General features: G+C 48.7%; 16 protein-coding genes. 7 read left to right on the top strand and 9 right to left on the bottom strand.

Annotated features, from left to right (window positions below; translation table 11 throughout):
- Positions 1 to 155: 155 nt before the first annotated feature.
- Positions 156 to 1,226 carry a glycosyltransferase family 2 protein gene (locus MKX30_RS13430; RefSeq protein WP_023987894.1) on the bottom strand — a complete coding sequence of 357 codons (1,071 nt, stop codon included), beginning with the start codon at positions 1,224 to 1,226 and terminating at the stop codon, positions 156 to 158.
- Between the two features lie 435 nt (positions 1,227 to 1,661).
- On the opposite strand from MKX30_RS13430, the gene MKX30_RS13425 reads away from it, so the two are divergent.
- From MKX30_RS13425 to MKX30_RS13415, 3 genes are all read left to right on the top strand, one after another.
- Positions 1,662 to 4,469: a bifunctional glycosyltransferase/class I SAM-dependent methyltransferase gene (locus tag MKX30_RS13425; protein ID WP_341062899.1), complete on the top strand. Its 2,808-nt coding sequence runs from the start codon at positions 1,662 to 1,664 to the stop codon at positions 4,467 to 4,469.
- Positions 4,470 to 4,494: 25 nt separating this feature from the next.
- Entirely contained in the window at positions 4,495 to 5,157 is a 663-nt protein-coding gene (locus tag MKX30_RS13420) for a class I SAM-dependent methyltransferase (RefSeq protein WP_068940180.1), read from the top strand.
- Positions 5,158 to 5,241: 84 nt separating this feature from the next.
- On the top strand, positions 5,242 to 5,943 hold the full coding sequence (locus MKX30_RS13415) for an HAD family hydrolase (protein ID WP_013309571.1): 702 nt from the start codon (positions 5,242 to 5,244) through the stop codon (positions 5,941 to 5,943).
- 103 nt (positions 5,944 to 6,046) lie between these two features.
- On the opposite strand, the gene MKX30_RS13410 is transcribed toward MKX30_RS13415, so the two are convergent.
- The 6 genes from MKX30_RS13410 to MKX30_RS13385 are packed head-to-tail and all read right to left on the bottom strand — an operon-like array spanning position 6,047 to position 12,820.
- Positions 6,047 to 7,249 (bottom strand): YheC/YheD family endospore coat-associated protein, encoded by a 1,203-nt coding sequence (locus tag MKX30_RS13410; RefSeq protein ID WP_028542900.1) that lies wholly within the window; start codon positions 7,247 to 7,249, stop codon positions 6,047 to 6,049.
- Positions 7,231 to 7,746, bottom strand: a complete 516-nt coding sequence (locus MKX30_RS13405) for a GNAT family N-acetyltransferase (protein ID WP_023987899.1) — start codon at positions 7,744 to 7,746, stop codon at positions 7,231 to 7,233. The genes MKX30_RS13410 and MKX30_RS13405 overlap by 19 nt, the downstream gene beginning before the upstream one ends.
- A gap of 16 nt (positions 7,747 to 7,762) precedes the next feature.
- Positions 7,763 to 8,872 (bottom strand): YheC/YheD family endospore coat-associated protein, encoded by a 1,110-nt coding sequence (locus MKX30_RS13400; RefSeq protein WP_103744402.1) that lies wholly within the window; start codon positions 8,870 to 8,872, stop codon positions 7,763 to 7,765.
- Positions 8,869 to 10,239, bottom strand: a complete 1,371-nt coding sequence (locus tag MKX30_RS13395) for a YheC/YheD family endospore coat-associated protein (RefSeq protein ID WP_013309575.1) — start codon at positions 10,237 to 10,239, stop codon at positions 8,869 to 8,871. Before MKX30_RS13395 ends, MKX30_RS13400 begins: the two co-directional genes overlap by 4 nt.
- Positions 10,240 to 10,251: 12 nt before the next feature.
- Positions 10,252 to 11,406 carry a YheC/YheD family endospore coat-associated protein gene (locus MKX30_RS13390; RefSeq protein ID WP_103744401.1) on the bottom strand — a complete coding sequence of 385 codons (1,155 nt, stop codon included), beginning with the start codon at positions 11,404 to 11,406 and terminating at the stop codon, positions 10,252 to 10,254.
- A gap of 43 nt (positions 11,407 to 11,449) precedes the next feature.
- A complete protein-coding gene (locus tag MKX30_RS13385; RefSeq protein WP_023987902.1) occupies positions 11,450 to 12,820 on the bottom strand; it encodes a YheC/YheD family endospore coat-associated protein in 1,371 nt (456 codons plus the stop codon).
- Between the two features lie 162 nt (positions 12,821 to 12,982).
- Between MKX30_RS13385 and MKX30_RS13380 the strand changes: the two genes are divergently transcribed.
- From MKX30_RS13380 to MKX30_RS13370, 3 genes are all read left to right on the top strand, one after another.
- Positions 12,983 to 13,327, top strand: a complete 345-nt coding sequence (locus MKX30_RS13380; RefSeq protein ID WP_013309578.1) for a YlbF family regulator — start codon at positions 12,983 to 12,985, stop codon at positions 13,325 to 13,327.
- Between the two features lie 72 nt (positions 13,328 to 13,399).
- A complete protein-coding gene (locus MKX30_RS13375) occupies positions 13,400 to 13,684 on the top strand; it encodes a hypothetical protein (protein ID WP_013309579.1) in 285 nt (94 codons plus the stop codon).
- A gap of 197 nt (positions 13,685 to 13,881) precedes the next feature.
- Complete coding sequence (locus MKX30_RS13370; protein ID WP_013309580.1) at positions 13,882 to 15,216, top strand: DRTGG domain-containing protein; 1,335 nt, start codon at positions 13,882 to 13,884, stop codon at positions 15,214 to 15,216.
- Positions 15,217 to 15,260: 44 nt separating this feature from the next.
- On the opposite strand, the gene MKX30_RS13365 is transcribed toward MKX30_RS13370, so the two are convergent.
- Positions 15,261 to 15,758 (bottom strand): hypothetical protein, encoded by a 498-nt coding sequence (locus MKX30_RS13365; RefSeq protein ID WP_023987904.1) that lies wholly within the window; start codon positions 15,756 to 15,758, stop codon positions 15,261 to 15,263.
- Positions 15,759 to 15,770: 12 nt separating this feature from the next.
- Positions 15,771 to 16,100 carry a YtrH family sporulation protein gene (locus MKX30_RS13360; protein ID WP_013309582.1) on the bottom strand — a complete coding sequence of 110 codons (330 nt, stop codon included), beginning with the start codon at positions 16,098 to 16,100 and terminating at the stop codon, positions 15,771 to 15,773.
- A 137-nt stretch (positions 16,101 to 16,237) separates the two neighbouring features.
- Between MKX30_RS13360 and MKX30_RS13355 the strand changes: the two genes are divergently transcribed.
- On the top strand, positions 16,238 to 19,927 hold the full coding sequence (locus MKX30_RS13355) for a DNA polymerase III subunit alpha (RefSeq protein WP_071558957.1): 3,690 nt from the start codon (positions 16,238 to 16,240) through the stop codon (positions 19,925 to 19,927).
- Positions 19,928 to 20,044: the final 117 nt, after the last annotated feature.

Below are 20,044 nucleotides of genomic sequence, written 5' to 3'. Positions count from 1 at the left end.
GTAGCAATGGGCATTTTGTATATAAGAGGGGGCAAAAATAAAAGCCCCCAAAAATTGCAGGCTGTCAGCCCGGGTATCGTGCCGAGCACATATCGGCATGATGACTAAAAGGCCGCCTACATTAAACGACCTTCCCTGGCGCGTTTTTCTCATCCCTATTGCTTCAGTTGTGCAAAATATTGCTCGTTATATAACACGCTTGGATGGGTAGGATGGTGCAACTGAGCGATGCGATGATGCGATTTTGCCTTTTCGATGTCACCGATTCGGTCGTAACACAGGCATAATTGCAAGTGTGGAAACCAGGTATAGTACGAGGAATTGGTTAAGGCCATCACATCTTGTGGAGGCTCTATCAGCGTCGCCTGACGAAACCAGTAAATGGCTTGAGTATACTGCTCATCTTCAATGAACAAATTGCCAAAGGCACAGCAGAACTGTGCGCGTGGTACATCAAGGTTAAGTGTGCGAAGCAGAGCCATACGCTGCTCCTGTTTTTGACCCTGGTGAGCGTAGCAATCCGCTAGCTTAAAGCAAGCAGCAATCCGATCTTCAATCCATCCGAGATCTAGACCCAGATAGTGTTTGTACTGCTGGATGGCTTCTAGTATGCGTCCGTTATCATAAAGTTCATTAGCGAAGTAGTAGTGATCTCGTTCAGAAAATGCGGTGCCTTGCTCCCGATGTTTGAGATAGATATGCAAATTACGATCAGTGTAAGCACGTGTCTTTTTATGAGTCACCGCCATATTACTGTGAAAGGTACTGCCTGTCACATTCAGGAATTCGTGAACAAATCCGATCCATCTGAATTTACGATCACGTCGCACCATTCGGTTTCTTTTGAGCTTATGCAGCGGCTGCCCCTGTTCATCTACAGATAGCACATAATCCATCGTAATGCTGTCATACGAGACGGTGGCTTGTTTTTTCCAGTCGAGAAATGCCAGTCGGTCTTGCTCTTCTAAGATGTCGTCGGCATCCAGCCAAAATTGATATTCCTGTGTTGCCTGATCAAACGCATAATTGCGGGCTGCGGAAAAATCATCACACCATTCAAAAGGGTATATCCGAGCGTTGAACGATGCAGCTACCTCTTGGGTACTGTCGGTAGAGCCAGTATCAACGATAATGATTTCATCTACCAGGTCATGGACTGATTTCAGACAGGTATGAAGTGCTTCTTCTTCATTTTTGACAATCATACATAAGCTGACAGTTACCATGCTCTTTGTCCCTCCCAAAAAACTTGATATAATCTCCATTTTATGTAGGATAGCTTGCTCATTATGTAGTAATTCCGATGGAGCATTTAGAGGATGTGTAATGATCATAAATTCAAACTTGCTCTAATAAATTAGAAAATCAAAGTCTGATATGAAGGGGGAGGAGATTGTGCGAAATTCGATATTATCAAGTGCGACCGGGAAATAAATTTGATGGCTAAATGTAGTTGGAAAACAGGTGAAAAACAGAAAAAAGGCAGTTAACTGGATGTTAAGGTTGTATTTTTGTATTGATGTCGTTTTCATTGATATTTCCAGGTGTAAGTCCATTCCTACCACGCTCACTCCCATATCGCTTGGTCGCAATTATGGTATGCCTAAGGACATGGAGGGAGAACGGTTTATGAGGCTTCTACCTGATGGAGGCGTTGAATCATGCGTATACTAATCGGTAGCCCGGTGCACCAGAAACCGGAAACATTGTCTTTATTTCTTCAAGCTTTGGAGCGACTGGAGGCACCTGACGTGCTGCCCGATTATTTATTTGTCGATGATAATGACAATCCGACTTCAAGCCAATGGCTTGCCGATTTTTCCAATCGACTGCCAGGCAGGGTTTTGCCCTTGTTGACAGGCTCACAGCAAGTGGAGAACCGAAGTGATGAGCACACTCATTATTGGCCGCCTGCCCTCGTCTGGAAAGTGGCTGATTTTAAAAATCGTCTTATTGATTATGCACTTCAGCATAATTATGACGCGCTGTTTTTGGTCGATTCAGACCTGATTCTCCATTCCCGTACCTTATGTAAACTGGTAGAGGCGGAGAAGGATATTGTATCTGAGATTTTCTGGACACGCTGGCAGCCGGAGGGGCCTCTATTGCCTCAGGTGTGGGTTAGTGATGAATATAATTTGTTCCATCGTGAAGAAGGCGAAGTGTTGTCGGCAGAGGAGCGAGCGCAACGCGAGTTGCATTTCATACACCAATTGCATGTTCCTGGTTTGTACGAGGTGGGTGGTCTAGGCGCTTGCACCCTAATCCGCAGACGTGCACTGGAAGCAGGGATTCACTTTGGTAAAATCAAAAACGTTTCCTATTGGGGAGAAGATCGACATTTCTGTATTCGGGCAGCTGCATTTGGATTTCCACTTTTTGTGGATACACACTATCCGGCGATGCATCTGTACCGGGAAGCGGACAGAATAAAGGCAGAGCAGCTACTATTCACCCTAAAGTATTTTACAACGAGTGGTGTTCATACGGACCATTCAGAACATTTAGCATATCTGGATCACTCCGATACTTCTACTAACTCTCCTGCCTTCAATCGTTCTGCATCATCAAGTCCCTCTAAGTTCTCTGAACCTCCTGTTATACCTTATGATCTCCGTGAGTCAGCTGTCTTTGCCAAGTACACTGCAGATTCTTTTGCTGTACCACAAACATTCTCTGGTCCACGACAAAGTGAACTTCATACGCCGCCTGTCTCCAAACCCAAATTGACGCTGACCATGACGGTATACAATGAGGCAGATCGCAAGCTCATTGACGTGCTGCGGAGTCATCGGGAATATATTGATGAAGCGGTCATTATTGATGATGGCAGTCAGGATGATAGCGGAGAGTTGTGCCGCGAGATCCTGAAGGGAATCCCATTGCGTTTAATACGCAATGAAACAGCTTCTTTTACCAATGAATTAGAGCTGCGAAAACAGCAGTGGAGAGAGACGTTGGCATCCTCTCCCGAATGGATATTAAACATGGACGCTGACGAAATGTTCGAATCCCGTTTTGCTCAAGGGGTACATTCGTTGTTAGCAGGAACGAAAGCGGATACGATTTGTTTCAGGTTGTTTGATATGTGGACTTCCACGCATTATCGCGATGATGATTATTGGCAGGCTCATCAGTATTACCGTCCTTTTTTAATTCGATATAAGGAAGGGTTTTCTTATAAATGGAAGGAGCAGTCCTTGCACTGTGGGAGATTTCCCGAAAATGTGCTTGACCTACCCAGTGAAATCAGCAACTACCGTATCCAGCATTGGGGATGGTGTACACCTGCTATTCGCATGGCCAAATTTCAGCGATACCAGTTGCTTGATCCAAGTGCTCGTTATGGCTGGAAAGAGCAATATGAATCTATTTTGGACCCGAACCCCCGACTCACGCTTTGGGTAGATCAGGACAACATAAATGCAGAAAAAGAAACTGCACCAGAGTATGAAGCTGCCGATGATGTGAACGCCATGGATGTTGCAGAGATTGCGAGTGTCCAGGTTATTAATAATTCCGACCTACAAATAAAAATTGAAACAAAGGGCTTACTTTATAGTAAATGCAAACTGTGTGGCTCATCCGACACGGCAGTATTTCATAGCTATGAACGCTTTACCTTGATGGGATGCGGCTCCTGCGGATTGGTTTTTCGTAATGATGTGGATCATATACAGCCAGAGGATATGATTGCAAAAATTTATAATGCCGAATGGGTTGCTATGCGGGATAGTGCAGCAACTTCAACTTATGGAGATCATGCCCTTTTTGGACTTATGCTGCTGGATATGTTCAGTACCAGTAAAGGAAAATTGCTTGAGATTGGATCAGGTACCGGAGAATTTATTCATGCTGCCCTTCAAGCCGGCTGGGATGCAGTGGGCATTGAACCTTCCATAGACTCGCGTGCTTACGCCAAATACAAATATGACGTGGATTTATTGCCGGGTTACTGGGGCGATGAAGCCGAAGAAGATACTCAAACCGAAGAAGCACATGAAATACAGGAATTGAATGAAGAACAAGAAGCAGAAGAAGATACTGACTTATCACTGGATCACAAATACGAGGCCGTAGCATGCTGGCATGTGCTGGAGCATATTGCGGACCCTGTTACATTTTTGACAGATTTACGCGAACAGCTTCAACCTGACGGAACGTTATATATTACGGTGCCCAACAAAAACTCGTTCACCAATGAGGCTTATGGTGTTTATTCGCCTTTATTTACGGAGGAAGATCATTTGTATCATTATTCTGAGCACACGCTTGCGCTCTTACTAGCAAAGTCTGGCTTCCGCCCAGTGGCTATGTTCACCCGCCAACTTCCCTCTGGTTTGGATGCCCTGCTGCAAGCCCATCCTTTGTACGGTGAGCTTGCCTTTACGGAGCAAATGGGATTGTTAGCCAAACTTCAAGGCGAGAAACGGGGTCATGAACTGTGCTGTGTCGCAAGAGTAATTTAATCATCCCTAAAAGGAGGCAGCATCCATGAACATGTCTGACCCGTATCTGTCTCGCTTTTTTGTATATTCTGATCCCAACTCCTCCAGCATGATTTACAGACTCCCCCAAAGCTGGTGGAGTCGCCCCTATGAGTATGAGTGGTGTCTTCAATTTATGTCTGGGCAAGATACAGTGCTGGACGCAGCATGTGGAATCCCACATCCATTCAAATTTGAGTTGGCCCGCCGTTGCGCTCAGGTCTATGCCTGCGATCTGGATATTCGGATCATTTCCGTGGATGCCATTTTGGCCGAGGTGCGGCGGGATATCGGAGAGGAGGCTGCCGAGCGCATTCAGGAGATTTTGCCAGTTCGGCTCCACTCCGCACATGCCAATCTGACGGCTCTGCCCTATGAGGATGCCAGTTTTGACAAAATTGTATGTATTTCGGTGCTGGAGCATTTAACACCTGATGAATCTTTGGCAGCCTTACGTGAATTTCACCGGACCTTACGCGATGACGGAATGCTTCTGCTGACGTTTGATTACCCTACAGTGGACCTGTCAGCGATGGAGCAATGGATAGAGCAGGTGGGATTTTCGTATTGGAATGGTGTGGATCTCAAGCTTCCACGGGGTGCTTTACACACGGATATGTGGGGTGGTTTGCATTGTTTCAGGACTGTTTTAAAAAAATATAAGAGTTAGCGGTATGCGCAATGAGGTTTACACGGACCTCTCTTATTGCTTATCATGAGAGGGGTTAGAGTTGTAAACCTACATAGGAAAGGAATGACTGATAACTACATGAACAATGCACCTGTGTTGAAGAAACCTGAGGCTATGGTATTTGATATGGACGGTACACTTTTTCAGACGGAGACGCTATTGCTTCCTGCGTACCACAAGCTGTTTGATACGCTGCGCGCCGAAGGGCTTTATGAAGGAGAGACTCCTCCCGAGGAGCTTATTTTGAATAGTTTGGGCATGCTGCTGGATGAAATCTGGAGAAGAGTGATGCCGGAAGCCAGCGAAGCGGCCCATAGAAGAGCGGACGAGCTGCTGCTTCAGCTGGAACTGGAAGGATTGAAGAACGGAAGTCATGCCCTGTATCCACATGTAAAAGAAACACTCCAGACCCTTCATGAGCAAGGTGTTCGATTGTTCGTAGCCAGTAACGGGCTGGAGGACTATGTAAAGGGGATCGCTGCTGCGTATGAAATGGTTCCCATTTTTGAAGGACTGTACAGTGCTGGGGAGTACAGCACGCTTTCCAAAGTGAATTTGCTGGAAATTCTGTTGAGCAAGCACGATATTTCGAACGTATGGATGGTAGGAGATCGTTCCTCAGATGTGGAAGCAGGCAAAAAGAACGGACAGACGGTGATCGGTTGCGCTTATGCTGGATTTGGTGTGAACGATGAGTTGAAGGGGTCCGATGCGATTATTACAGACTTTACGCAACTGCTTACACTTTATAAAAACGCCGAGTAACTGTGAAACACAGGTAATTGGTTATAAATAGGCTCGACGCACCATATAATTAAAACATGCTGGTACTGTCGGGCAGACGAAAAAAGAAAGGAAGGCAGCCACTTTACGTGGAGCCTTCCTTTGTCTTATTCTCTGTCTTATTCTCTGTCTTATTTTCTGCTTTATCTTCTGTTTTATCTTCTGCTTTGTAGTCCGTCTGAGGCTTAGGATTAATTTGTGTGTGGTAGACCCACAAAGCATATTCCATGGGCTTGGCGATGGAACGGCGATAGGTTTCTTTTTCACCAATACGTGAAAAGACCTCACGGGCTGGCTTCGGGTTGACTTCCAGCACGTATATATGACCGTCCTTATTAATTGCCAAATCGAGCGCAAGCTCGCACAATGCCCCGTAGCTTTCTTCCAGATATGCAGCGATGTCCAGTCCGAGTTTTTCCCCTTGCTTGATGATTTTCTCTCTATGGCTTTCATCACGAATCCATTGCGTCAGCAATTGGCTCATCGGTACCGCCTTGCCTCCACCATGCAGGTTGGAAGTGACACTCCGATGTGCCCCGATTCGCCCGGCGCATCCGGTTAGCTCCCATACTCCTTGGCTATTTTTCTGTACCAGCATACGGTAATCATGGACTCTGCCATTCGGCAACTGCACAGGAATGCCTTCCTGAACAATGTAGTTATCCATGTTCCAGCTGCTCAGACGCGGCTCCAGACGGTCTAGACGTACCCGCTGCTGGGGAATAATATGGCGTTTGCGATTGCGGCCCTCAATCAGATACAGGCCTCCTTGCTTGTTAACAGGTTCAATACGTAAAATGCCGCGGCCTCCCGTACCGTTAATCGGCTTGAGGTACACTAGTGAATTCTGTTTAAGCATCCGTTTTACACTATGAAATCCACTGAACAGCTCTGTTGCAGGCAAATGGGCGCGAAAGGCAGACCTCCTCGCAAGCTGCTGATGAATGACCCACTTGTTACTCAGCGGTCGGTTTAAATATACAAGGTCTGTGTATTGCAATCGGAACTGCTTCAACTGACGATATCGCTCACTGCGCTGAACCCGGCAACGGTCGAAAATCATATCTGGAAACTCTCGCCATTTTCGGGTCCATTTTCCGCTGTGTGGATCATAGATTTGGGCAAGGAGCAGCCTGCGATCCTTGTGGACATCTGCAGGAGTGAATACATACATATCCAGTCCCAGCCTTTTCCCTTCTGCAATCATGCGCTCATATATGTCGCGCTCCTCCAATTGCTTCTTGTTGTTCAAATACAAGGTCATGATGCCTAGGACAGGTTTTGGCACAGCATTCCACCTTCCTCTGCCGTCTGCTTATCTTGGGATAACTCCCCGTGAAATATCAGCGTGGGTTTCCCGGTCGGTCCAGTTGTCATTTCGTGCGCAACAAGTCCAGCGCGGAAACAGGTTTTGAGACTGGACATATTGTCGGCGGCTACGCTGCACGTCAGACGGCGCAGCTGTTTGAGCTGGGCGGACAGCAGTCTAGCGCCCAGTCTGCGGCCCCGGTAAAGCGGACGAACAATTACGATGCAAGCATCCTTCCCGTAATTCAGAGCGAGGGAAAATCCCGCAATCCGCAGCCCCTTCTCCGTGCGCACATATGCGCACAGGAGGGAGGAGCCAGGGGTGTTCAATAGCTCGGGCGTTAAAACTGCCAACTGCCGCAGAGCATTACGAGTAATGCGCATGCCCCCTGAACTGCGGGCCAAAAACAGCAACTGTCGTCGTCTCAGTAGCCAGCTCCGGGCAGGCAAATGTTGAACATCGCTAATTTGCGGCATGATTCCACTTCCTTGATCATGATTTCAATCGTCCGGCCAAAAAGGAGCTGTACTGGAATATGCGTCTAAGCGACTTTTGGCGGATTTCCGGCTCGTCAAATTTCATCGGTTTGGCATTGGCCTCAAAAAACCAGAGTGTTCCGAGCGTATCCACGCCCAAATCCATGGACATTTCGCCGTGAGAAAGACCGGATGCGCGTTCAATTTGACGTGCAATCTGTATGGCCGTACTTTTAACTTTGTTCAGTAGATCCGTGCTGTCCTCAGGCCCAAACAGCGAGGACAGTAGCTTGAACGGGTCCTCTACACTCCCGCCACGCGGGACATGTGTGGTGATGCTCCCTTTACCCGCCAGTCTGGCACCGACCCCGGTTATACTCCAGGAGCCACGGATATTTTTTTGTACCAGGATACGCAGGTCGAAGGGTTTTTTCTGATAGGTTGCCAGATCGATACCCTGTTGAATGATATAAGGCGAGTTGCCTGCTTCCCGGCGGATACGTCCCCACAGCCGGGATAGCGATACAGATTTGTAGGTTACACTTTTTTTGTCATGCTGAATGGTCAGTCTGTAAGCCATGAGATGGTCTGGGTGGAATTTAAGAATCATAATCCCTTTTCCGGCCTTACCGTTTTCCGGCTTGAGATACAGGTATGGATACGCAGACAGCATTTTTCCTAATGAAGACAGGTTGCTTAACCGTTTGGTTGCCGGAACAAGCTGACGAGTGCTTTCCGAGGTACGCAACCACTTGAACAGTTCCCATTTGTTAAAAAAGCCTGGATTGTACAGTTCAATGCCTGAGGCATGTGAAATTTCATCCAACTTTGTGCGCACAGAGGTTTTAAGTTCATAATTACGGTTTGGGATGCGATTATAAATGACCTGTGGAGGTGGGAAATTCTGTTCCTCCCACGTCTGTAAGCTCTTGTTGAAGACATAGCCCTTAACCGTCTCATCTGCCAGTTTCAGGTCCCTGACGGTAACAATGTACACTTGATATCCCATCCGTGTTCCCGTTTCAAGAATATCCCTGAAATTGCGCTGATTGCCCTTGAAAAATTGCCCTTCGTCGTGCACTGTCAATACAGCAACGACTGGCTTATGCTCCGCCCGGGTATTCATAGTTCCTCTTTTCTGCGGAATTTACTGAGGTAAAGACAGTGGTCCAAAATATGCTCCACGGATGCTTTACCCTCCGCACGCAACGATGGATGCTGAAAAATGGATCGGCCTGGCTTGGAGTTGGCTTCAAACATCCATACCTTTTCATCCTGATCAATGCCCAGATCAAAGCCGATTTCACCCAGTAGATGCTGGTGGTGGTGTTCAATGGCTTCAGCGAGCGTAACTGCTACGTTCTTGGCACGTTGAAGCACTTCACCCGCCCGGTCTCCGAATACCCGGTTCAACGCCTGTTCAGGTGTCATAAGGGAGCCGCCATTTTTGATATGGGTTGTGACACTGCCACGTCCGGATTTTTTAGCTCCAATGCCGACAACGACCCACTGGTTATTTCCATTTTTATGCATGTGAAACCGGAAATCAATCGGGCAATTGTCAATCTCGATCAGCTGGATGCCCTGTTGAATGACATAACCCTTTAGCATCTGTCCCTGATTGGAGTGAAGCATCCTGAGCATGGAGTTAAAAGAGGTGAATTTTAGCAATACATTGCTATTTTTCTTACGGTACCTCACATAATATCCTTGCTTGGGAACATGGGACAGACGGTAGATTCCTTTACCGAGACTGCCTCCACTTGGCTTGTAATAAGCAAATTGATGTCGCTCCAGCATACTTCGGATACGTTCAGAGCTGGGATTCGTGTATGATTCAGGGACATAGCGGTTAACATCTGGGTTATTCTCCAGCAGATTATAGATATCGGACTTATTGAAAAAGCTCCAGTTAAAGAAGGGAATTCGTTTGCGGGAAAAACGTTCGCGTAGTTGATTGATCGCCGGGGAAAAATCAGAGCGACGGCTCGGCAAACGATTATAGATCACGTCTGGCAAAGGTACAAGTTTACGTGTAAATTCCCCGCTGGATGACAGAAAATAGCCGTTAATCGTATCATTTTGCCAGTTGATATCCCGAGGGGTGAAGGCAAAAATATACGATTTTTTGCTACCTTCCTTCAGCAGTTGCTTAATAAAGCCTGTGCGTGATCCGAAAGGGCGAGTGGTGGAGGTGGTACCGTCAGACAGCACGCCAATCAACGGCCCTAGCTGTATATCACCATCCAGATTTCGCAAATAGATGGACCCGCTTTTGGGAACACGGATTGCGTTACGTAAGCCGGAGGTCAAGTATAGATGGCGTCCCGCCTTCTGAATTGGTTTTACTGTAGCGGGGATCTGATCCTTACCGAGCCGCAGACGAACGGACTTGGCTCCGGATAATTTAAGGCTTTTCAACAAGGCAGTGGATATATACGCCACCTTGTCGGGCTGCTGTGAGAAATGCACATTGCAATGCGTTAAACTCATCTGTTTATCCTCCTATACCGTATGTTCAAGGGAGGCGTCCGCGCCCTTTGGCCCTGTCGCTTTGGAATGGGTCATTAAATATCGAGCATATTCGAGCGGGCGGTTGACCGACTGGAAAGCGCACTCTGGCTGACGGGTCTGAAAAAAGGAGGCCCGCCCAGGTCGGGAATTAACCTCCAATAGCCAGATGTTCCCGATCCGGTCAATACCGTAATCAATTCCCAACTCGCCAAGGCGGCCATAACGTTCCTCCAGCGCCCTGGTAATGGTCAAGGACAGCGTCATCATCTGCCTGATGATGAGACGCGTGGTGTCCGCGCCAAATTGTTCACGAAGGTAAGGCTCAGCAGGATGGGCTTCGCCTCCACCGTGCAGATTAGAAGTCAGGGTTCCTTTTCTGCCTTCTCTTACGGCAAAGCCCGTCAGGCACCAATAGCCGTTGCCATCCTTTTGTATGAGTGCGCGAACATCAAAGGGATGATTGCTTTGGCTTGTTAATTTCAAATAAGGCTGCACGATATAAGCGCGTTTGTGTGCAATTCCGTGGATCCATGACAATCCTGCATCCAATTCGGAAAACGAGCGCCGGAACGGGTGGTTACGGGAGTCTCTACCCTGTACAAGTAGTCCCTGACCTCCTTCTGCCAGCCGGAGATACAGTGTGCTCTTGCCATGTGTTCCGGTCTGTGGCTTCATAAACAGCTCCGAATGGCGTCGTAGCCATTCCACAAGCTGAGTCGTGTCCCGGTAAGGCGCCGTAGGCGGCACAAAGGGACGCACTTTATCTACCGCATGCAAAGCGCGATACACCTGCCATTTGCCAGGTAAGTTACGCGACCAGTAGATGAGCTTGCGCGATTTTTGCTCCGCCATGTCTTCCAGTGTGCGCCTGACATTCTGGCTCTCGTGGACATGGAGACAGCGGTTATACACAATGTCTGGCAACGGAAAGCGGCCGGATGTCCATACTCCGTTACGATAAACATAACCTCGTATGGAGTGATCTTCAGGTGAGACTCCTTCGGCGGTAAACGCCATTACGCTAAGACCAGAGCGCCTGCCCAACAGACTTAGCCTGCGGCAAAAATCGGCTTCGGTAATAGGGGGAGTGACGGCCTGATTCCGGCTAACAAGCACGCCCAGCGTACCTGGCACAACAAGAGACACCGACAACAGCTCCTTTGGCAGCCAGACTCTGGAAGAGATGAATTCATTTGAAGCCGGCTGAATAACAGCAGTATTCAATCATTTTTTTAACGGACGGGCGAGTTTTCTGATCATTTAACGGCGTGTTGTCATTCTTTGATGGCTTCGAATTGACCTCCAGCAACCAGATGCGCCCTGTGCTATCTATTGCCAGATCAATACCAAATTCCGCGAAATGGGCGGGAATTTCTTTTTCCACTCCGCTTGCGATATCCAGTGCTGCTGTTTTCAGAGAGGTATGCCCATTCGATTTAACGGTTGCGGGCAGCGTGGTTTTGGCAAGTGCTTCCTTGACTGTGCTCAGCGTGCCGCCTCTTGCCAGATTGGACACAAAGTGGCTTCCTCCAGCGATCCGGGCGACAATGGATGTTACGGTCCAGGTTCCGGACGAATTTTTCTGTACAAGCGCACGAAAGTCGACCGGACGCTTACCGTGATCAATCAAGGTAAGTCCCTGTTGGAGTTGAAAGCGTGTTGTTTTCATTTTTCCCGCTAAGCTTTTGTACAGCTTATCTACGTTGGCATACGTTTGCTTGCGGGGCGTGCCCGCTGTTGTGGATAACACCGAAAAGGTGCCATCGGTTTGCTTGTTAATGCGCATTATGCCTTTACCTAAGCTTCCGCGCACTGGCTTGAGAAAAACAGCGGGATACTGGTTGCACATTTTTTTGAAAACAGCAAAGGTTTGCAGCAAGTGGGACTCGGGTAAATACTTGCGCAGGGAAGAATTTGATTTAAGCGCATCAAATACTTCATTCTTATCCAGAAACTTTTCGTTAAAAATGGTCGTGCCGTACTGCGATTTTACTTCTTTCATGAAATGCTGTACGCTAGTTCTGTTCTCGAGTTTACGGGAGGTAAGACGATTATTGACGACATCGCCTGCGGGCATGACCGTCTTTTTCCAGCCTCCGTCATACACCCATCCCTGAACTCGCCCGGGCTGACTTCCGATATGCTCCGGGGTGAAAAAATACACATATGCTCCTTGTCTGCGGCATTCCCCGACTAGTTCACGGCAGAACAGGGTGATCGACCCGAAAGGCTTGTCGGGCTGTTCGGGATAGTCCCGACTGACCAGCACGCTAATAAGTGGGCCCACTCGAAGTGTCCGGCGACCTCGGCTGTAGGTTACTCGCAGATCACAATTGGCATGAAGCCCCATTTTTCGGGCTAGCACGCTTCCCACACGTAGGCCGCTGTAGCGGGGCACCGATATGACGGTAACCTCTTGGCGGAACGAACCGAAGGCGAGCTGAACGGGGTGGCCAGCGGATATTTTCCATTTGCGAAGCAGGGACTCGCCGACCATGAGTACGTCATCCTGCAAGATGCCCGATCCGATGATTTGAATCGTTGTTTTTTTGATGGACATCGTGGATCTCCTTCCGGGCAGCAACTTGATGTCTTGAAAGTAACGGGAAACGTGAATGGGCTGTAATAGCACTGATTCATCATATGAGGACATATATCCCTTGGTGATTGACGGACAATGTGAAATGTTGACACTAAACTTGTATTGGAGGAATAAACAATCATGAACATCTATGACAAAGCCCATGATTTAGCGAAAGCATTGAAGGAAAGCAAAGAGGTAGAGGAAATTACGTCAGCGATGAAGCTGATCGAAACCGATCCAGAAGCCAAGAAAATGCTCGACGATTTCCGTGAACGCCAAATGGAAGTACAGCAACGGATGATGAGCGGCGATATGCCAGCACAGGAAGAGATGGAAAAGATGGAGAAGCTGTTTGAGGTACTTAGCTTGAACCTCAACATCCGACGCCTGTTCGACGCTGAACGCCGCTTGAGCGTGATTATTGAGGATGTTAACAAAATTATTGCAGACAGTCTTCAAGATTTGTACGGTTCATCTCTGTAAGTTTGTCTCATATTCCTTCCTGTCCTCTCATAGACTAGATACATAGAGTCACAGGGAGAGGAAGGGATACGATTGGGTTCTTTTAAAAAATGGAAACACGGTTTGTACACACTGATTGCGCTGGCTATGGTCTTGGTTGCGTTACCACGCATCTCGCTTGCAGGCGGTTTGAACTGGGTCAACGGCTTTGGGATAGTATGGGTACTTTTTGCGCTGCTAGTCATCGGGGCGAACATGCATTTTTTGCTGGGTGTGGATGAGGAAAAGCGCAAAACGCTGGAGCGTGTGCGGCGGGCCAAAATGCAGCAGTGGCAGATGAAATGGGATAAAAAAGCTGACAAAGGTAGCATGCAGTGAGTTTTTTTTAGCTTGTCCTGGGATTGCCCCCAGATACAAATCAATCATAGTAAGAAGCGGTCCTTGTAATAGAGGGGATCGCTTTTTTGCTATTTCCGAAGCAGAAAACTCAAAATGAACAAAGGTCTAAAATAAAGGTATTTTGTGCTATAATAGATACAGAATGATACAGATTGAACGTTGGGGGTGTAACAGAGTTGGACGGGCTAGATGAAACAGTTACGAAGCATGAGCAGCTATTGCGACATATCGAGCAGTTGAAAATAGGCTCCAAAATTTCTGTGCGCAGGTTGGCTAAAGAAATGAGCGTCAGCGAAGGAACGGCCTATCGGGCCGTGAAGGAAGCCGAGAACCTGGGAATTGTCATTACCAAGGAACGGATCGGAACAGTACGAGTAGAGAAGCGTCCGCGCGGCTTGTCCGAGCAGCTGACCTTTGCAGATGTCGTGAATATTGTAGAGGGACATGTGCTGGGCGGAAGTGAGGGGCTGGAGAAGCCCTTGCACAAGTATGTTATTGGGGCGATGCGCGAGGAAGCTATGGCCCGTTATATTGACGCTGGCAGTTTGCTGATCGTTGGTAACCGTGAGGATGCGCATTCACTTGCATTGGAGCAGGGGGCAGGTGTGCTGATTACAGGGGGATTCGGTACGAGCCGAGAGGTTAAGCAGCTCGCAGACAAGATCAGTCTGCCGATTATTTCCTCACGTCATGATACTTTTACAGTGGCATCTATGATTAATAGAGCCATATTTGACCGCTTGATCAAAAAGAAAATTATGCTGATTGAAGACATTGCGGCAGGCAAACCGAAAACGTTGACCTTGAAAATCAACAGCACGCTTACCGAGTTTGAAGAACTTTCGGTGACGACTGGACATCATCATTTTGCAATAGTGGATGAATGGAATCGTTTAATTGGTATCGTCAGCCGCAAAGATGTGGAGGGGCTTCAACCTGAGCATACGATGGATAAATGTCTGATCCGCAATCCGATAACGGTCACTTACCAGACCTCGCTGGCTTCAGCCGCGCAAATGATGGCGTGGGAAGGTGTGGATTACTTGCCGGTCGTGGACCGCAACCGCAAGCTGCTCGGGTCCGTTACACGGCGTGAGGTGCTGGAGGCGCTACGTAACGCCCAAAAGCAGCCACAACTTGGCGAGACGTTCGACCAGTTGATCTGGAACGGGTTTGCTGAAGAGCGTAATGAGGATGGATCGTTATTTTTCCGCGGTTTTATCATTCCGCAAATGGCGACCAATTTAGGTACGATCTCGGAAGGCGTACTGGTCAACGTGATGACACAAGCGGGCTACCGGGCAGCTAGAGACATGACCGGCAAGGATTATGTGCTGGACAATTTAACGACTTATTTTATTAGACCCGTACAGATAGAGGATGCTGTCGTTCTTCGTCCGTTGTTGCTTGAGATGAGTCGCCGTACCTGCAAGCTAGAAATTGCAATTTCACGGGAAAATCATTTGGTATGCAAAGCAGTGATGACGCTTCAATCCATTGAACATGGTTAGTCTACCAATGGATTGGAACAAGGTGTGAAGGCGAATAGATCGACTTAGTGGCTTTCAGGCAATCTTTCTTTTGCTTCCAGCCAAATTTGCAGCACACCTTCCATTACAAGCATCGTTTTGACCTGGATCGTATACTCCTTGTCACGAACGGTGTATTTTTTTTGGTGCAGCAACATACGTACCAGCTTGCTGTCAGAGTCAATCTCAAACATATCTCTGCCACGCAGCACCTCCAGATCACGACTGACACGGCGCAGAAGTTCCTTTAGGTTAATAGAATCAATTTTTTCGGCCGAAGCTTCCTCCGGAATCAGCTTGATCTCTTTGACAACGGTTTGGCGCTTGCTGTATTTGCGCAATGTTTTGTTGTCCTCCTCGGCTTGCTGGAGCTGGAATTGAAGATCCTGGTTGTTCGTCCATAGCTGATTGAAGCTGGCATGCCAGATGGCATTGTAGATCATTCCTCCCGTAATCATACCGAGTACAAAGACGGAGGATAATTGCATAAAAGGGCGCAGGCGCTCAAAAGGGGGGACTCTCATAGTCGTTTCACCTCACGGTCGTCCGTTGCCGCATACCCACTTGACCAGCTCTGCACCCATATGAGCGCCTAAAAAGGCGAAAATCAAATACAATATCTGCTTAATGGCAGGTGACAAATTACCATCTAACATATTGCTTTCAATGACCCGGATCGGGTCCATCGTCCCCCCCACAGCAGCGGCAAGCGCCCATATTTTAATTCTTCCAGCAACCTCCAGCATCGTCTGGGTAGGCGGCTGAAGCGATACCACAGCTCCCATTCCGCCGAGCATGGCTCCCCCGAGCACGATGCCGAAGGCAATGAAGAAGTCGAGAATCGCTTTGGATATAAAAGTGCTCATGCTCTTTTCCTCCTTAGGTATACGAATCAGGACCGCGCTTGTCCGCCGAGGTCTGTACTTTTATTCTATGGGCGCTACTAACGCGGATATGATAAAATAGTTTGAAGAAAATCAAGCGGTGAAAGGAAGAGAAGCGCATGAGTTCATTTGTGCATTTGCATGTTCATAGCGAGTACAGCCTGCTGGACGGCGCGGCTCGTACCGCGGAGTTGGTCAAACAGGCATCAGCTTACGGAATGAAGGCGCTGGCCCTTACAGATCACGGGGTCATGTACGGTGCCATTCCTTTTTATAGAGCGTGTGTAGAAAACGGCATTAAGCCGATTATCGGGTGTGAGGCCTATATGACGGCAGGATCGCGCAAGGAGCGTGGCAGCCGGAAGGATCAGCCCATATATCATTTAATTTTGCTCGCCAAAAATAAAACAGGCTATCAAAATCTGATGAAGCTGTGCTCCATCGGCCATTTGGAGGGCTTTCACTACAAGCCGCGCATCGACATGGAGGCTTTGGCTGCCCATCATGAAGGTATCATATGCCTGAGCGCTTGTTTGGGCGGTGAAGTGCCGCAGCATTTACTGCATGGTCGGGAAGCCGAAGCACGACGAGCAGCGGAGCGATATCGTAACATTTTTGGCGATGATTTTTATCTGGAACTCCAGGATCATGGTCTCTCGGAGCAAAAACGCGTAAATCCTCTCTTGATCGCACTGGCGAAGGAACTGGATATTCCACTGGTGGCGACGAATGACGTGCATTACTTGACTGAGCCAGATGCAGACGTGCAGGACGTTCTGATCTGTATCGGGACTGGGAAGACAGTTGACGATGAGGAGCGCTTGCGTATACCAACACGTCAGTTGTATCTGAAAAGTCAGGAGGATATGGCTCGTTTATTCCCGCATGTGGCAGAAGCCATCGCCAACACGGTGCGTATTGCTGAAAAATGCGAACTGGAGCTGGAATTCGGTCAATCCATTTTGCCTGAATATCGTCCGCTGCCGGAAGGAATGACCTCTTCGTCCTATTTACGCAATTTGTGCGTGCAAGGGCTGGAGCATCGCTATGGAAGCGATCCCGGATGGGAGCAGCCGGAAGAACGGGAAAGGCTGAACCAACGGCTAAACTATGAGTTAAATACCATTGACAGTATGGGTTTCAGCGATTATTTCCTGATTGTATGGGATTTTATTGCCTTCGCTCATAAGCATAAGATAGCAACGGGACCGGGGCGGGGTTCCTCAGCAGGCAGTTTGGTTGCCTATGTGCTTAACATCACGAATGTCGATCCGATGAAATACAACCTGCTCTTTGAACGGTTTCTGAATCCCGAACGAATTAGTATGCCGGATATAGATATTGATTTTAGTGATGAACGGCGTGACGAGGTTATCGACTATGTAGTACAAAAGTACGGAAATGAGCATGTAGCGCAAATTATTACCTTTGGAACGCTGGCGGCAAGAGCCGCTGTCCGTGACGTCGGTCGTGTATTGAACGTGCCATATGGCGAGGTGGACAAGGCAGCCAAGCTGATTCCGGCGCAGCTAGGCATTAATATCCGTCATGCGTTGGAAATTACCCCGGAGCTGAAAACGCTATATGAAACGAAGCCCAAGACACGTGAACTGCTGGATATGGCGATCAAGGTTGAAGGAATGCCTCGTCATGCTTCGACACATGCAGCAGGTGTTGTCATTTCGCGGACTCCATTGACCGATGCGGTTCCGCTTCAAGAGGGGAGTGAAGGGGTACCTTTGACGCAGTACTCGATGGAAAATCTAGAGCGCATTGGTTTGCTTAAAATGGATTTCCTTGGGCTGCGTACACTCTCCATTATTGAACGGTGCATACACTGGATTGCGGAAGACCATGGAGAAACGCCTGATTTTAGCCGTATTCCCGATAATGATCCACATACCTATGACTTGTTAGGCAAAGGAGATACAGGAGGCGTATTCCAGCTGGAGTCGGCTGGTGTACGCCGGGTACTCAAGGATTTGAAGCCGAGTGTATTCGAGGATATCATTTCTGTCCTGGCTTTGTATCGTCCGGGCCCGATGGGATTTATTCCTAACTTTATACAGGCCAAACATGGTCAGATTGAGATTTCTTATCCGCATCCTGACCTGGAACCGATCTTAAAGGACACGTACGGTATTATTGTGTATCAGGAGCAAATCATGCAGATTGCTTCGCGCATGGCGGGTTTTTCCCTGGGAGAAGCCGATCTGTTGCGCCGGGCTGTGTCCAAGAAAAAGCGCGAAGTGCTGGATCTGGAGCGCGGGCATTTTGTCGAAGGCAGTATCAAGCAGGGATACACGGAGGAAGAGGCCGGAAGGGTTTACGATATGATTGTCCGTTTTGCTGACTATGGCTTCCCACGTGCCCATGCAGCTGCTTATGGTGTGCTAGCATTTCAGACGGCTTATCTAAAGGCCCATTATCCGGTACAATTTATGGCTTCAATGCTGACAGCGGTGATGGGAAGTCATCGGAAAGTGGCTGAATATGTTGTCGAATGCCGTCGTATGGATATCGCAGTGTTGCCACCTGATGTGAATGAGAGCGGAGTGCTGTTTACTCCGTTACAGCAGGGAGGCATCCGCTTCGGCCTGGCTGCGATTAAAAATGTCGGCACACAGGCGATGGAGAGCATTCTCGCTGTTCGCAAGGAACGGCCTTTCGACAGCCTGCTCGATTTTTGTCGACGTGTCGATTTGCGGGTATGTAATAAGAGAGTAATTGAATCGCTTATTCAGGCAGGGGCCTTTGATTCGTTGACGGGTCATCGGGCACAGTTGCTTGCCATGCTGGATGAAACGGTGGATGCAGCCGTCAAATGGCGCAAGGAACGGGATGACTTGCAAATTGATATGTTTGGTTTTGTGGAAATGCCCAATTGGGATATCGAATATCCCAATGTACCCCAATTTAGTGCCAGCCAGCAATTAGAGCTGGAACGTGAACTGCTGGGACTGTATTTATCGGGGCATCCGTTGGATGATTTTGAGTCGCTGTTGGAAAGCAGCGAGGCGGATCGTTTGATGGAGCTGGGCGATGTCCCCGATGAAACGGTTGTTGTGACTGCAGGCATGGTAGTGTCACTCAAAACGATTACGACCAAGCAGGGTAAGGCTATGGCCTTTATTGAGCTGGAGGATCAGATTGAGCGCTGTGAGGTTGTGCTGTTTCCTGAGGTATGGAAGCGAAGCCAGCAGTGGATTGAAAAGGGAGCTTTGCTTACGCTTCGAGCCAAGATGCAGCAGCAGGACGAGCACTTCAAGCTCCTTGCGGATGAGACCGCCCCGCTGGCGGAAGACTCGCTGGCACGGCTCCTCCAGCGCCGACGTGCCAGTACGCGCTCGTCCGCCACAGCTGGAGCATCCGTACCAGCTGCTGGCCCTGCTGCTGGCCCTGCTGCTGGCGGCGCGGGTGGGAGAGCGCCGCGTGTGTCACCCTCGCCTTCGGCAGCCACTGCATCTGCTTCGCCTCAGCCGAAGGCGGCCCGTCCTGTGACGGCTACTTCACCGCGCGGAGCCGAAGCGGCTCGCGGTGAGCAGGTGCCGGGCCCGCGCAGCGTGGAGTCGACCACTCGTCAGCGGGTGTTTGTCAAAATCACCCGCCAGGCCGAGGAGGACGCCAGCTTGCTGGTCAGTCTCAAGGCACTGCTACAGGAGCATCCCGGTGCTATGCCTACCGTGCTTTTTTATGAGAGCAACCAGCGTCTGCTTGCGTTGAGCGATGCTTACAACATTAAGCCTTCTCCTCAGCTTTTTGATCAAATGGAGTCGATGTTGGGTGAAGGCACAGTGAAAGTCAAATGATAGGCACACAGCAAAGCGCCCTTATTGTAACGGTTTAATGAACATTTTCCTTCCCTCCAGCATACACTTGGAAAACTGGCGGAACAGGAGATTCAACACGTACCCTGCACCATAAGG

Origin of the sequence: Paenibacillus sp. FSL P2-0173 (assembly GCF_038008045.1) — a bacterium.
Taxonomy (GTDB): domain Bacteria; phylum Bacillota; class Bacilli; order Paenibacillales; family Paenibacillaceae; genus Paenibacillus; species Paenibacillus polymyxa_B.
The sequence above is the reverse complement of the archived record's forward strand: the minus strand, read 5'-3'. Positions and strand labels throughout refer to the sequence as shown.

Excerpts from the sequence above, each read along its gene's own strand:
- MKX30_RS13355 (WP_071558957.1), top strand. The coding sequence starts at position 16,238 with ATGAGTTCATTTGTGCATTTGCATGTTCATAGCGAGTACAGCCTGCTG.
- MKX30_RS13425 (WP_341062899.1), top strand. The coding sequence starts at position 1,662 with ATGCGTATACTAATCGGTAGCCCGGTGCACCAGAAACCGGAAACATTG.
- MKX30_RS13380 (WP_013309578.1), top strand. The coding sequence starts at position 12,983 with ATGAACATCTATGACAAAGCCCATGATTTAGCGAAAGCATTGAAGGAA.
- MKX30_RS13405 (WP_023987899.1), bottom strand. The coding sequence starts at position 7,746 with ATGCCGCAAATTAGCGATGTTCAACATTTGCCTGCCCGGAGCTGGCTA.
- MKX30_RS13420 (WP_068940180.1), top strand. The coding sequence starts at position 4,495 with ATGAACATGTCTGACCCGTATCTGTCTCGCTTTTTTGTATATTCTGAT.
- MKX30_RS13395 (WP_013309575.1), bottom strand. The coding sequence starts at position 10,239 with ATGAGTTTAACGCATTGCAATGTGCATTTCTCACAGCAGCCCGACAAG.
- MKX30_RS13385 (WP_023987902.1), bottom strand. The coding sequence starts at position 12,820 with ATGTCCATCAAAAAAACAACGATTCAAATCATCGGATCGGGCATCTTG.
- MKX30_RS13365 (WP_023987904.1), bottom strand. The coding sequence starts at position 15,758 with ATGAGAGTCCCCCCTTTTGAGCGCCTGCGCCCTTTTATGCAATTATCC.
- MKX30_RS13415 (WP_013309571.1), top strand. The coding sequence starts at position 5,242 with ATGACTGATAACTACATGAACAATGCACCTGTGTTGAAGAAACCTGAG.
- MKX30_RS13360 (WP_013309582.1), bottom strand. The coding sequence starts at position 16,100 with ATGAGCACTTTTATATCCAAAGCGATTCTCGACTTCTTCATTGCCTTC.
- MKX30_RS13430 (WP_023987894.1), bottom strand. The coding sequence starts at position 1,226 with ATGGTAACTGTCAGCTTATGTATGATTGTCAAAAATGAAGAAGAAGCA.
- MKX30_RS13400 (WP_103744402.1), bottom strand. The coding sequence starts at position 8,872 with ATGAATACCCGGGCGGAGCATAAGCCAGTCGTTGCTGTATTGACAGTG.